Genomic DNA, 12432 nt, shown 5'->3' on the forward strand with positions numbered 1-12432 from the left:
TGACGCATTCACACGTCTAGCAGGGTGACGACCGTCGCAGGGGGAGGCGCCATGTTCACGTTCCGGTTCGCCACCCGGCTCCTCGCCCTGGTGGTCGTCACGCTGGTCGGCACCGGTGCGTGCGCGTTCGAGCCGGGGTCCGAGGGCGGTGTGGGCGGGGGAGCCGCACCGGCCGGGGCCGCGGAGCAGCCAACGGGGGCGAGCGGTACGCCCGGGCCGGACCGGTCCGCCCCGGCGTCGCCGAAGCCGAAACCCACGCCGACCCGCAGCGGCCCCACCGCGAAGCCCGAACCGAGCCGCAGCGCGCCGAAGCCCAGCAGCTCACCGTCGCCGGCCGGCTGCCCGCAGGGCGAGCGGCAGCGCCAGGTCGAGACGTACCTCACCCGGCTGGGCGGTTTCGGGAAGCTGACCGTGGACGGCCGCCAGTCCGCCGCCGACTGCGCCGCCATCAAGCGCTTCCAGCAGAGGTACGACATCCGCCCGGCCCACGGCCGTGCCGGCCCCCTCACGTACGCGGTGGCGAAGCGGCTCGCGACGACCGACACCGACGTGTGCGGCAGGCGTTCCGGGCTCACCTTCTGCGTCGACCTGACCCGGCAGACCACCTGGGTGATGCGCGACGGCAAGGTGATCGTCAAGCCGACCGTCACCCGCACCGGCATGGCCGGCTTCCGCACCCCCGCCGGCACGTTCACCATCGACCGCCGGAACCGGAAGGAGTGGTCCAACCCGTACGAGGTGTGGCTGCCCTACTGGCAGCACTTCACGCGGGGCATGGGCTTCCACGAGACCACCACCTACCTGCACGACTACTCGCTCGGCTCGCACGGCTGCGTCAACCTGCTGCACGCCGACGCCATCCGCTACTGGGAGCTCGGCCGCATCGGCAGCCGCGTGGTGCTGGTCGGCAGCCGCTCCGGGTGACACCCTGGACTCCGGGTTCGCATGCGGACGGGGAGGACGCACATGACCGTCGACCAGGACGTGCCGGCCGAGGCGCGGCAGGCGCCGGACGAACCGGTCTCCACCGGGACCGTGGTCGCGTACGTGGCTGCCGGGGTGCTCCTCTTCGGCTGGTTCCTCTTCGGCTGGCTGGTGCAGCAGCAGGGCTTCATCGCGTCGGTGGGGGAGACCGCCGGCACGGCGTTCGGCCTGCTGCTGGTGATCGCGATCGTCGGGACGTACCGGCGCGACCGGCGCTGACCCGTTCGCCGTTCAGTCCTCCAGTACGGCCGCCGTGATCCGGTGCAGGGCGAACGTGTGCAGCATCTCGGTGCGCTCGTCCTCGGCGCGCAGGTAGCCGGCGCCGATCGACACCGGCCGCACCAGCCGGGACGCGGTCGCCCCGTGCGCGTCGACGTAGCCGACCCAGACCAGCGCCTTGTCGCGTACCGCCTGCTGGAGCACGGCCAGCGCGTCGGCGTGACTGTGCACCGGCACCGGGCCGGCGGGCGCCTGCCCGCGTACCACGGCCGGCGCGCGCCGGGCCGCCCGGGCGGCGGCGTCGCCACGCCGGATCTGGTCCACCACGCCGAGCAGCCGGGGCATCGGCAGCTTCGGAGCGGCGAGCGGGTCGACGGTCCGCGCGGCCACCGACACCCGGGCCGGTGCGCGCCGGACCTTCGGCCGGGTGAGGACCGCCGCGCCGGTGGCGTCCTCGGGCACCGGCGCGTACCCGGCCTCGCGCAGCGCGGTCAGCATCCGGCCCACCTGGTACGGGGTGGCCAGCACGGTCGGCGCGAGCCGGCGCAGCGCCAGCACCTCCAGCCGCTTGTCCGCCAGCACCTCGGTGAGCAGCGCCTCGTCGTCGCTGCGCACGTACGCTCCGGCGGACCCGACGCGCAGGCCGCCGTGCCGGCGGGCGGTGTCATCGACCAGGTACGTGAGCCCCTGCGGCACCGGGGTTCGTGACCGTCGCTTGAACAGGCCGTGCAGGTCGTCGGCGGAGTAGCCGGCGTCCAGCGCCCGCCGCACGCTCGCCGGGGTGACCCGGTGCACGCTGGCGCCGCCGGCCGACTCGTGCTCGGCCACCACGTCCAGCTCGGCGGCGAGCGCCGGGTCGGGCGGGCCGGGCACCACGACGGTGAGGTCGGCCTGCACCAGGAAGTGGTCGACCGGGGCGGGCAGCAGCGCGTCAAGCGCCCGTACCGCCGTCGACGGCTCGCCCTCGACGTCGTCGCGTACCCCCAGCGGGTCGCCCGCTGCCCGCTCGTCGCCGGCCGTGACGTCGGCGAGCAGCAGCCGCCCGTACGAGGTGAGCGCCCCCAGCCCGGTCACGCCCAGCGTGGCCGCCTCGGTGAGCACCTCCCGGTGCGCCGCCTCCCGCCCCCGGCTGCGCCGGGGCGCCCGCCAGTCGAGCAGCTCGAGGACCTCGTCGGGGGTGGGCGCGGTCGCCGGCTCCAGGTCGGCGAGGACTCCGAGCACACCGCGCCGGACGGTCGGCGCCCCGGCCCGTTCCGCTTCGGGGGACAGCACCGTGATCGGGCGGTCCCGGTCGTCGCGCTGGCCGACCAGCCCCGGCTGGCGGGTCATCGTGAGCCACGCCCGGGCCAGCTGTTCCCAGCGTTGCGCCAGCGACCCGGCTCGCCACACCTCGTAACCGGCGCTCGGCACCACCTGCTGGTCGGCCCCGTGGCGGGTGGTCACCGCACCGGGCAGCTCCAGCTCGCCGGTCAGCCCCGCCGCGTACGCGGTCTCCAGCAGCAGCGCGGCCGCCGGCTCGTCCAGCCCGACGGCCCGGGCCAGGCGACGCAGGTCGCGGACGCCCAGACCGCCGGAGCGCAGCACCGGGGCGGGCTCGGCGGCGAGCTGCTCGAGCAGCGACTCCGTCTGCCGTACCACCTCCATGGTCTGCCCGGCGCCGGCCGAGTCGACCGCCTTCGGTTCCCGGGGCGCGGCCGCGACCGGCGGCGGGGTGGTGGACAGCGGGCCGAGCGGGCCGGTGTCCCGGCGCAGCAGCAGCCCGACCTCCCGGGGCAGCTCGACGGTCCCGGGCCCGCCGCTGCGCCCGGTGCTGACCGGAACCAGCAGCCGGTGGTCGACGAGCCAGCGCACCGGCGAACCGGTCGGCGCACCGCCGTTCGTGGTGTCCGGCGGCAGGTCGTCCTCCGCGCCGACGGGCGGGGCCTGCAACGCGCCCGGCGGGACGCTGCCCACCGGCGGGCCGGCGGCGAGCCGGTCGAGGATGGCCCGGGCGGAGGGCGGCGCCGACAGCAGCGTGCGCCGCAGCTTGGCCGGGTCCGCGCAGAGCGCCGCCGTCCGCAGGTCCAGCTCCGCGGCGGGCCGGCCCAGCCCCGCCGGGTACGGGGAGATCTCGTCGATGCCGCCGACCAGGTGTACGCGGTCGTCCGGCCCGTACAGCAGCAGCAGGGACCGGAGCCGCTCGACGGCTGCTCGTACGGTGGCCGGTGCGGGCGGCTGCGCGCCGGAGGTGGCCATGGTGTGCACGGCGTCGACGCTTGTGGTGCCGTCGGCGGCCCGGGTCAGCCGTGCCGCGTCGAGGATCAGCAGCGTGAACCGGTCCAGGCCGTCCAGGGCGCGGGCAACCGACACCCGGGACTGGGCCCGGATGGCGAGCGCGGAGACGTCGGCGGGGACGGGGACGACGAGGTCCGGCCGCTGCTGGAGCAGGGCCGCCAGCGCCTCGTCGGGCAGCGCGCGCAGGTGGTCGGCGAGTGAGGTGGTCATCGTCGTTCCACGCTAGCCCGGCGGGAGGCGGTCCCGCCCCTCGGACGTTCGGCTCGCCCGGCTACGGTCTCGGCATGCCCCCTCCGCCGACGGTCGGTTTCGACCTCGACATGACCCTGGTCGACTCGCGCCCCGGAATCGCCGCGACGTACCGGGCGTTGACCGCCCGGACCGGCGTGCCGGTGGACGCCGAGGTGGCGGTGTCCCGGCTCGGCCCGCCGCTGCGGACCGAGATCGCCCACTGGTTCCCGCCCGAGCAGGTCGAGGACGCGGTCCACATCTTCCGCGAGCTGTACCCGGCGTACGCGATCACACCCACGGTCCCGCTGCCGGGCGCCCGGGAGGCGGTGGAGGCGGTCCGGGCGTACGGCGGGCGCGTGCTCGTGGTGACCTCCAAGCTCGGCCGCCTGGCGCGGCTGCACCTCGACCACCTCGGCCTGGTGGTCGACGAGGTCGCCGGTGACCTGTTCGCCGAGGAGAAGGCGACCGCGCTGCGGGCGCACGGCGCCACCCACTACGTCGGGGACCACGTGGCCGACATGACGGCCGCGCAAACCGCCGGGGTGCCCGGGATCGCGGTGGCGACCGGCCCCTGCACGGCCGACGAGCTGCGCGCTGCCGGCGCGGGCCTGGTGCTGGATGATCTCACTGGATTCCCGGGGGCGCTCGCAGGCATGATCCGGCTAGCCTTGTAGGCCGTAGCCGTCTTGAGTGAAGCAGAGGTTCTCAGGTGCCGACGGGTCGAGTGAAGTGGTACGACGCGACCAAGGGATACGGGTTTGTCACCAGTGACGAGGGTGGCGACGTGTTCCTGCCCAAGGCCGCGCTACCGGCGGGTGTCACCGACCTCAAGGGCGGGCAGCGGGTCGACTTCAGCGTGGTCGACAGCCGCCGGGGAGCCCAGGCGATGGGGGTCAAGCTGCTGGAGGCGCCGCCGTCGGTGGCGGAGCTGCGGCGCCGGCCGGCGGAGGAGCTGCACGGCCTCGTCGAGGACATGATCAAGGTGCTGGAGGCGAAGGTGCAGCCGGACCTGCGCCGGGGTCGCTTCCCGGACCGGAAGACCGCGCAGAAGATCGCTCAGCTGGTCCACGCGGTCGCCCGCGAGCTGGAGGTCTGAGGCACCAGCCCGGCGTCGGCGGCCCGGCCGAGCAGCGCCTCGACGGCGGCGAATCCGGCCTCGCCCAGGTCGGCGGTGAACTCGTTGACGTAGAGGCCGATGTGCCGGTCCACCACGTCGGGTTCCATCTCCTGCGCGTGCGCCAGGACGTAGTCCCGGCTGGCCGCCGGGTCCGCCCAGGCGCGGCGGACCGATTCGCGGATCCAGCCGGCGGCGGCTTCGGGGTCGACCGCGCCGCGGCGGGCCAGGATCGCGCCGAGCGGGATCGGGAGGCCGGTGTCGGCCTCCCACCACTCGCCGAGGTCGACAAGGGCGGTCAGCCCGTGCCGGGGGTAGGTGAACCGCGCCTCGTGGATCACCAGCCCGGCGTCGTACCGCCCGGCGGCGACGCCCGGCATGATCTCGTGGAACGGCACGACCTCGATCCGGGCCGGCGGCCGCCCGGCCGACCAGAGCCGGAAGAGCAGGTACGCCGTGGTCCGGTCGCCGGGCACCGCGACGGTGGCGCCGGTCAGGTCGGCGGAGGTTGGGCCGTCGCCATCGCCATCGCCGGCGTGGCCGTTGCCGGCGCCGTCGGGCCGGGTGAGCACCAGCGGGCCGCAGCCGCGCCCGAGCGCGCCGCCGCAGGGCAGCAGGTGATAGTCGTCGAGCAGCCACGGCAGCGCCGCGTAGCTCACCTTGACCAGGTCGAATGCCCCGCGTTCGGCGGCGGTGTTGGTGACGTCCACGTCCGCGTAGGTCACCTCGACCGGCGGTGCGCCGGGTACCTGCCCGTGTACCAGCGCGTGGAAGACGAACGTGTCGTTGGGGCAGGGCGAGATCGCCAGCGAGAGCGCCACGCCCCCACCGTAGCCCCGCCCGTGCGATGGCCGTGACGCGCAGCCCCGCCCGCCGGTAGCTACCTCGGCGCCTTTGGATCTGATGCCGTTTGTGCATCGGCGCGACCCGCGACACGCTGGCCCGTCACGCGTCGCGCTGCTCCGTCAAGCATCGCGCTGGCCGTCACGCGCCGCGCGCTGACCCAAACGAGTCAGCTCCAAAGGGAATCGACCAGACATGCCGCCTCACAAGCCGGCCGTGTTATCCACAGGTTTTCCACAGCCTGGTCGGGCCCTGTTGATCGGTGCGGGCCAGCCGTGAAGCATCGACGTCATGGCCGAACCCAACGAGGCGCAATCGACGGAACCCGGCTCGACCGGAGCTGCCGACCTGGGCGGCCTGCTCCGGGCCCTCCGCCGCACGGCGGATCTCAGTCAACGTGAGCTGGCCGAGAAGTCCGGCGTCCCCCAGGCGACCCTTGCGCGGATCGAGGCCGGGCACACCACCAACCCGAGGTTCCGGACGGTCGAGCGGTTGGTGCGGGCGACCGGCGGTGTAATCGTGGCCGGGCTGCCGGCAACCGGAGAGGGCGTCACCGCCCCGCCCCCGGTGCCACACGACGGATGGACGGACCAGGCGGGGCGCAGCTACCCCGCGCACCTCGACGCCTGGGAGGTCCGTGAACCCCGGGACTGGCCCGGTGCCTGGTGGGCGGAGTGGTACCGGCTGCCGCCGGCGCGGTACCCGCGTAAGGTGCCGGCGGTCACCTACGAGCGGAGCCGGCGGTACCGGGACCAGCGTCGGCGGGCCGAGGAGACCCGCCGGTCGATCCGGGTACGGCGGGTCGTGCAGCCGGACCTGCCAGACACGTCGTGGCGGTTCGTGGCGGAGCTGCCGGACGGTGAGCTGGTGGGCGAGCTGCGGGCGCACGAGCGCAGCCCGCATCTGGCGTGCGGCGACGAACCGAGCGACGAGCGCGAGGCGGTCCTGGACGAGATCCTGGTCGCCGCCGAGCACCGCCGGCTGGGGGTGGGCCGGCGGCTGGTCGCGCAGCTCGTCGAGGAGATGGACCGGCGTGGCATCCGCACCGGCTGGGCGCTTGCCGAGGGACCCACCGCCGACCTGCTGTTCGCCTGCGGCTACCGGGTCGAACGGCGAGGGTGGACACTCCGCCTCGACCGCCCGACCGGGCAGCACGGCTGATCAGGCCGCGACGACGGTCAGGATTGCCGGGGCCGCCTCGGTGAGGGCGGCGAGCGCCTCGCGGAGACGCCACGCGTCCCGGTCGCGCGGCCCGACCGGGTTGGAGACGGTACGCAGCTCGACGAAGGGTAGACCGGCGTGGGCCGCGGCGACGCCCACCCCGTACCCCTCCATGGCCTCGGCCACCGCGTCGGGGTGCCGGCGCAGCAACGCGGCGGTGCCGGCGGCCGTGCCGGTGACCGTGCCGACGGTCAACACCGGGCCCACCGCGGCGGCCGGGAGCGCGGTCCGCAGGGCGGCGACCAGCCCCGGGTCGGCGGTGATGGTGCTGCCGCCGCCGAGCACCTCCGCCGGCATGCCGAGCTGGTCCACCGGGATGAAGCCCTCCGGGGACTCGGCACCCAGGTCGGCGGCGATCGCGCTGCTGCCGATGACCGTGCCGCCGACCGGCACCCGCCCGACGAAGCCGCCCGCCACGCCCGCGCTGACCACCGCCCGGTAGGGGCGGCCGGCGGCCTCGGCCAGCGCCAGCAGCCGCGCCGTGGCGGCGGCGGCGACCGCCGGGCCGACCCCGACCGGCGCGACGGTGGCGGTCCCGTCCGGCAGGCCGGCCCGGACCGCCTGGGCCTCCGCGGGCACCGCGGTGACCACCAGCAGGCCGGTCACGGCATCGGCCCCCGCGGCTCCCGCCGGGTCTCGTCGTCCGTGCCGCCGGGTCCGCCGACGGCCGACGACGGCCGGTAGATGTGGTAGCCCGGCGGTGCCAGGTCGTCCAGTGCGGCGCCCGGTGTCGGGGCGGGTGAGGTGGGCGCCGGGTTGCCGGGGGTCGGGCCGACGTGCCCGGGCTCGTCCGGAGGTGACTCGTCCTCGGTGAGCTCGTCGTCGGCCAGCGGCCGGCCCACCAGCCTCTCGGCCCGCAGCCGGCCCGCCATCACGATGCCGCGGGCGGTGGCGAGCGTGGCCACGCCGGCGGCGACGGCGATGCCGAGCCGGCCGTCGAAGGGTACGAGACCCAGCCCGCCGCCGGCGACGAAGGCGAGCACGAGGACCGTCTCGGAATGGGCGAACGAGCTGGCGCGCAACCGCTCGGGGATGCGCTCCTGGATCGAGGCGTCCACGGCGAGCTTGGCGATGCCGCTCATCAGCGCGGCGACCAGGCAGAGCAGCCCGACCATCGGGAGCGAGAACTTCAGCGCGGTGAGCACCGCCACCCCGGCCACGATGACCATGCCGCTCGACTGGATCGTCGCCGGCCGGTGGATGCGCAGCCGGGTACCGATCGCCGTGGCCAGGAACGTACCGGCGGCCAGTGCCCCGCCGACCAGGCCGAGCGCGGCCTCGTCACTCAGCTCGCGCCCGAAGACGGTGGTGGTCAGGTCACCGGCCTTGATCGCGAAGGCCAGGAAGAGCAGCAGGAAACCGTAGACGGCGCGCAGCGTGGCGGCGCCGACGAGGGTGGCCATCACCAGCCGGCCGTGCGGCCGACCCCGGCCGAGCGGCCGCTCCCCGGTGCCGCGCCGGAGCGCCCGCAGCGGACGCGGCACCCGCTCCGGCGGCTCGGAATCCGCCTTCGGAGGCAGCCGCAGGGCGATGACCATGCCGACCAGGAAGATCACCGAGGCGACCCGCAGCGGCCACTGCGGCCCGAACCAGAAGGCGGCCAGGCCGATCGGGGCGACCAGGGCACCGGCCACCGTGCCGTAGACACTGGCCCGGGCACCGACCTGGGACAGGCCGAGACCCTCCGGGAGCAGCCGGGGCACGGCCGCCGAGCGGGCCACCCCGTACGCGCGGGAGAGCGCCAGCACACCGAAGGCCGCCGGGTACAGGCCGAAGCCGTGGATGTAGTCGGAGATCAGCCACGCCAGGAAGGCCCGGCCGAGCATGGTGGCGGCCAGCGCGTACCGGCGGCCGTGCCGGAAATGGTCGAGCAGCGGACCGACCACCGGGGCGAGGAGGGCGAACGGCACCATGGTCACCAGCAGATAGAGAGCGACCTTGCTGCGCGCCTCGCCGAGCGGGACGTTGAAGAAGATCGTCCCCGCCAGGCCGATCGCGATGAGGGTGTCGCCGGCGCAGGAGACCGCGTGCAGGTCGAACAGGCGGACCATGCCCACCTCGCGGCCGGCGCCCCGCGCCCGGGCACGACCCGCCGAGCGGGTCACCCAGCGGCCGCTGCTGACCGAGCCGCGCAGCAGCAGGCGGACCGCCTTGACACCCGTGCCGACGGTCCGCCCCAGAACGGAACGCTCGGAGCGGGAGAACAGCGGCATGTGCACCAGTCTCGCCCATCCGGGGAGTGCCTGTCAGGCGGCCCTGCGCATGGGGAACAATGGTCGGGTGACCAGGCCCGCCTCCGCTCGTGCCGCCCGTCTCGACCAGGTCTGCGCCGCCGCGGTCGACGTGGCCCGCGACGCCATCACCGAGGTCGACCCGGCCGACGTCGGCGACCACCTGCAGGCGGTCGCCGAAGGCGACCGGCTCGTCACCCACTACTTCGAGTGCCGGCAGGCCGGCTACCGCGGCTGGCGCTGGGCCGTCACCGTCACCCGGGTGCCCCGCAGCCGCACCGTGACGATCTGCGAGACGGTGCTGCTGCCCGGCCCGGACGCGCTGCTCGCACCCGGGTGGCTGCCCTGGCAGGAGCGGCTCAAGCCGGGCGACCTCGGCCCGGGCGACCTGCTGCCCACCCCGCCGGACGACGAACGGCTCCAGCCCGGCTACCTGCTCTCCGACGACCCGGCGGTCGAGGAGACCGCCTGGGAGCTGGGTCTCGGCCGGCCACGGGTGATGTCCCGGGAGGGGCGCATCGAGGCCGCCCAGCGGTGGTACGACGGGGACCACGGACCCGCCGCGCCGATCTCCAGCGCCGCCCCCGCCGCCGCCCGCTGCGGGACGTGCGGGTTCTACCTGCCGCTCGCCGGTGCCCTGCGGCAGTCCTTCGGCGCCTGCGGCAACTTCTTCGCCCCGGACGACGGCCGGGTGGTCAGCGCCGACCACGGCTGCGGCGCCCACTCGGAGATCCTCGTCGAGACCCCGGAAACGCCGGTCGAGGAGCTGCCCACGGTCTACGACGACAGCGCGGTGGAGGCGGTCTCGGTGAGCCGGGCCCACGGGTCGGTGGAGGCCGCGGAGCCGGCGGAGCCGTACGGGCACCCGTGAGGTGACAGCCGCCGCGGGTCAGTGACCGGCGCGGCGGCGACGGCGGTTCGCGTCGTGCCGCATCATCACCGCGAGACCGGGGAAACCCCACAGGAATCCGGCCAGGCAGGTCCAGAGCCAGCTCTCCCGCCCGCTCTCGACCAGCTGGTCGCGGAAGAGCAGCAGCACGAGCCCGGCGACCGCCCAGGCGGCGATCCCGGCGAGGGCGAACGGCACCATCGGCGGGTCGAGCGGCTCGGGCCGCGGCGGCTGCTGCTTCGGCACCGGGCAAGCGTACGGGATCGGCTTCCGCACCCGGCCGGCGATCTGCGACGATGCGGCCGACAAACGGAAGATCACCTGCGAGGACCCGATGGCTGTAGCTCCGCCCGACAACGGCACACCGCCCGCAGCGCCGCGGAACGGATTCGACCGCTACTTCGAGATCTCCGCCCGCGGCTCGACGATGAGTCGCGAGGTCCGGGGTGGCCTGGCCACCTTCTTCACGATGGCGTACATCGTGGTGCTCAACCCGCTGATCCTCGGCTCCGCCGTCGACGGTGACGGCAAGAGCCTCCCCATCCCGGCGCTCGCCGCCGCGACCGCGCTGGTCGCCGGCCTGATGACGATCCTCATGGGCGTGGTGGGCCGGTTCCCGCTGGCGCTCGCCGCCGGTCTCGGCGTCAACGCGCTTGTCGCGTACGAGATCGCCCCGGAGATGACCTGGGCGGACGCGATGGGCCTGGTGGTGATCGAGGGTGTGATCATCGGCGTGCTCGTGCTCACCGGCCTGCGTACCGCGGTGTTCCGCTCGGTGCCCACCCAGATGAAGACCGCGATCGGCGTCGGCATCGGCCTGTTCCTGACCATCATCGGTCTGGTCGACGCGGGCTTCGTCCGGCGGATCCCGGACGAGGCGAACACGACCGTGCCGGTCGGGCTGGGCATCGGCGGGAAGCTGGTCAGCTGGCCGATGCTGGTCTTCGTGGTGGGTCTGCTGCTGACCCTGGTGCTGGTGGTACGCCGGGTGAAGGGCGCGATCCTGCTCGGCATCCTCGCCTCCACGGTGCTGGCCATGATCGTCGAGGCGATGGGGAACATCGGTCCGTCGTTCGTCAACGGCGAACCCAACCCCGAGGGTTGGTCGCTGAACGTTCCGACGATCCCCACCACCTGGGTGGACGTGCCGGACCTGTCCCTGCTCGGCAAGTTCAACGTGCTGGACTCGTGGAGCCGCGCCGGCTGGCTGGTCGTGCTGATGTTCGTCTTCACCCTGCTGATCACGGACTTCTTCGACACGATGGGCACGATGGTCGCCGTCGGCCAGGAGGGCGGCATGCTCGACGAGCGGGGCACCCCGCCGCGGGCGAGGGAGATCCTGCTCGTCGACTCGATCGCCGCGGCCAGCGGCGGCGCGGCGAGCGTCTCCAGCAACACGTCGTACATCGAGAGCGCCGCCGGTGTCGCGGAGGGCGCCCGGACCGGCGTGGCCAACCTGGTCACCGGCGTGCTCTTCCTGCTGGCGATGTTCGTGGCGCCGCTGGTGCAGGTCGTGCCGTTCGAGGCCGCGTCGACCGCGCTTGTGGTGGTGGGCTTCCTGATGATGACCGCGGTCCGGACGATCGACTGGTCGGACTACGAGATCGCGATCCCGGCGTTCCTGACGATCGTGCTGATGCCCTTCACGTACTCGATCTCCAACGGCATCGGGGCGGGCCTGATCACGTACGTCGTGGTGAAGCTCGCGAAGGGCAAGGCGCGGGAGATCCACCCGCTGCTCTATGCCGTCGCCGCGCTGTTCGTGCTGTACTTCCTGCGCGGGCCCATCGAGTCCGTGGTGCTGTGACACGTGCTCCGGGCCGGTCGGCCGAACCGGACGACCGGCCCGGAGCAGGGCAAACCTCCCGTGAGGCTGGTCATATCGTATGTCGTTAGCCAGGCTCATTAGTTAGGCTAACTATCGTGACGGAGCGGACGGTGACGGCTCAACGCATGCCACCGGCGCAACTGGCGGTCCAGTTGCGTAATGCGATCACCCGGCTCAACCGACGGGTCCGGCAGGCCCGGCCGGTCGGCGACCTCACGGTCACCCAGCTCTCCGCGCTCACCAGCCTCCGGCTGGCGGGCGCGCTGACGCCCCGGGAGCTCGCCGACGTCGAACGGGTCCAGCCACCGACGATGACCAAGATCGTCGCGAAGCTGGAGGAGCGCGGCCTCGTGCAGCGCACGCCGCACCCGACCGACGGCCGGCAGGTCATCCTGGCGGCGACCGAGGGGGGCCGGGCGGTGCTCGACCAGCTCGAACGCGCCCGGGACAGTTGGCTGACCCACCGGCTCGCCGCACTGACCGACGAGGAACGGGACACGCTGCGCGAAGCGGCGGAGATCCTGCACCGGCTGGCCCGCGCCTGACGCACCCGCGTCACCGCGCCCGCGCCGTCGCACGGCGATGACGCGTACGCGAG

13 protein-coding genes are annotated in these 12432 nt (G+C 74.3%); 8 read left to right on the top strand and 5 right to left on the bottom strand.

Features of this window, described 5'->3' with window-relative positions; genetic code table 11:
- The first annotated feature begins 51 nt into the window (after positions 1-51).
- Together ABTW87_RS01715 and ABTW87_RS01720 are read left to right on the top strand one after the other, a co-directional pair.
- Positions 52-924, top strand: a complete 873-nt coding sequence (locus ABTW87_RS01715) for a L,D-transpeptidase family protein (protein WP_350647507.1) — start codon at positions 52-54, stop codon at positions 922-924.
- A gap of 42 nt (positions 925-966) precedes the next feature.
- Positions 967-1203 (top strand): hypothetical protein, encoded by a 237-nt coding sequence (locus tag ABTW87_RS01720; protein ID WP_350647508.1) that lies wholly within the window; start codon positions 967-969, stop codon positions 1201-1203.
- Positions 1204-1215: 12 nt separating this feature from the next.
- Here the strand turns inward: ABTW87_RS01720 and ABTW87_RS01725 are convergent, their stop codons facing one another.
- Positions 1216-3687 carry a helicase-associated domain-containing protein gene (locus ABTW87_RS01725; protein WP_350647509.1) on the bottom strand — a complete coding sequence of 824 codons (2472 nt, stop codon included), beginning with the start codon at positions 3685-3687 and terminating at the stop codon, positions 1216-1218.
- 74 nt (positions 3688-3761) lie between these two features.
- On the opposite strand from ABTW87_RS01725, the gene ABTW87_RS01730 reads away from it, so the two are divergent.
- Positions 3762-4382 carry an HAD family hydrolase gene (locus tag ABTW87_RS01730; protein ID WP_350647510.1) on the top strand — a complete coding sequence of 207 codons (621 nt, stop codon included), beginning with the start codon at positions 3762-3764 and terminating at the stop codon, positions 4380-4382.
- Between the two features lie 35 nt (positions 4383-4417).
- Positions 4418-4804, top strand: coding sequence for a cold-shock protein (locus ABTW87_RS01735; RefSeq protein WP_130321396.1), 387 nt, complete (start codon positions 4418-4420; stop codon positions 4802-4804).
- Here ABTW87_RS01735 and ABTW87_RS01740 read toward each other — a convergent pair.
- Positions 4765-5643, bottom strand: a complete 879-nt coding sequence (locus tag ABTW87_RS01740; RefSeq protein ID WP_350647511.1) for a 1,4-dihydroxy-6-naphtoate synthase — start codon at positions 5641-5643, stop codon at positions 4765-4767. The genes ABTW87_RS01735 and ABTW87_RS01740 overlap by 40 nt on opposite strands.
- 313 nt (positions 5644-5956) lie before the next feature.
- Between ABTW87_RS01740 and ABTW87_RS01745 the strand changes: the two genes are divergently transcribed.
- Positions 5957-6826 carry a GNAT family N-acetyltransferase gene (locus ABTW87_RS01745; RefSeq protein ID WP_350647512.1) on the top strand — a complete coding sequence of 290 codons (870 nt, stop codon included), beginning with the start codon at positions 5957-5959 and terminating at the stop codon, positions 6824-6826.
- Here ABTW87_RS01745 and ABTW87_RS01750 read toward each other — a convergent pair whose 3' ends face one another.
- A complete protein-coding gene (locus tag ABTW87_RS01750) occupies positions 6827-7492 on the bottom strand; it encodes a futalosine hydrolase (protein WP_350647513.1) in 666 nt (221 codons plus the stop codon).
- Entirely contained in the window at positions 7489-9099 is a 1611-nt protein-coding gene (locus ABTW87_RS01755; RefSeq protein WP_350647515.1) for an MFS transporter, read from the bottom strand. Before ABTW87_RS01755 ends, ABTW87_RS01750 begins: the two co-directional genes overlap by 4 nt.
- On the opposite strand from ABTW87_RS01755, the gene ABTW87_RS01760 reads away from it, so the two are divergent.
- Positions 9098-9988, top strand: coding sequence for a DUF3027 domain-containing protein (locus ABTW87_RS01760; RefSeq protein WP_502891511.1), 891 nt, complete (start codon positions 9098-9100; stop codon positions 9986-9988). The two genes, ABTW87_RS01755 and ABTW87_RS01760, sit on opposite strands and share 2 nt — an antisense overlap.
- Before the next feature lie 18 nt (positions 9989-10006).
- On the opposite strand, the gene ABTW87_RS01765 is transcribed toward ABTW87_RS01760, so the two are convergent.
- Positions 10007-10252, bottom strand: coding sequence for a DUF2530 domain-containing protein (locus ABTW87_RS01765; protein WP_350647518.1), 246 nt, complete (start codon positions 10250-10252; stop codon positions 10007-10009).
- A gap of 88 nt (positions 10253-10340) precedes the next feature.
- On the opposite strand from ABTW87_RS01765, the gene ABTW87_RS01770 reads away from it, so the two are divergent.
- Both ABTW87_RS01770 and ABTW87_RS01775 read left to right on the top strand, forming a co-directional pair.
- Positions 10341-11813 carry an NCS2 family permease gene (locus ABTW87_RS01770; protein ID WP_350647520.1) on the top strand — a complete coding sequence of 491 codons (1473 nt, stop codon included), beginning with the start codon at positions 10341-10343 and terminating at the stop codon, positions 11811-11813.
- A gap of 116 nt (positions 11814-11929) precedes the next feature.
- Positions 11930-12379, top strand: a complete 450-nt coding sequence (locus tag ABTW87_RS01775; protein ID WP_350647522.1) for a MarR family winged helix-turn-helix transcriptional regulator — start codon at positions 11930-11932, stop codon at positions 12377-12379.
- The last annotated feature ends 53 nt before the right edge of the window (positions 12380-12432 follow it).

It is taken from the genome of Micromonospora sp. NPDC126480 (assembly GCF_040302465.1).
Taxonomy (GTDB): Bacteria; Actinomycetota; Actinomycetes; order Mycobacteriales; family Micromonosporaceae; genus Micromonospora.

What these genes read in the sequence shown, in the direction of transcription:
- ABTW87_RS01715 (WP_350647507.1), top strand. Translation starts at nt 52, where the DNA reads ATGTTCACGTTCCGGTTCGCCACCCGGCTCCTCGCCCTGGTGGTCGTC.
- ABTW87_RS01720 (WP_350647508.1), top strand. Translation starts at nt 967, where the DNA reads ATGACCGTCGACCAGGACGTGCCGGCCGAGGCGCGGCAGGCGCCGGAC.
- ABTW87_RS01725 (WP_350647509.1), bottom strand. Translation starts at nt 3,687, where the DNA reads ATGACCACCTCACTCGCCGACCACCTGCGCGCGCTGCCCGACGAGGCG.
- ABTW87_RS01730 (WP_350647510.1), top strand. Translation starts at nt 3,762, where the DNA reads ATGCCCCCTCCGCCGACGGTCGGTTTCGACCTCGACATGACCCTGGTC.
- ABTW87_RS01745 (WP_350647512.1), top strand. Translation starts at nt 5,957, where the DNA reads ATGGCCGAACCCAACGAGGCGCAATCGACGGAACCCGGCTCGACCGGA.
- ABTW87_RS01760 (WP_502891511.1), top strand. Translation starts at nt 9,098, where the DNA reads ATGTGCACCAGTCTCGCCCATCCGGGGAGTGCCTGTCAGGCGGCCCTG.
- ABTW87_RS01755 (WP_350647515.1), bottom strand. Translation starts at nt 9,099, where the DNA reads ATGCCGCTGTTCTCCCGCTCCGAGCGTTCCGTTCTGGGGCGGACCGTC.
- ABTW87_RS01770 (WP_350647520.1), top strand. Translation starts at nt 10,341, where the DNA reads ATGGCTGTAGCTCCGCCCGACAACGGCACACCGCCCGCAGCGCCGCGG.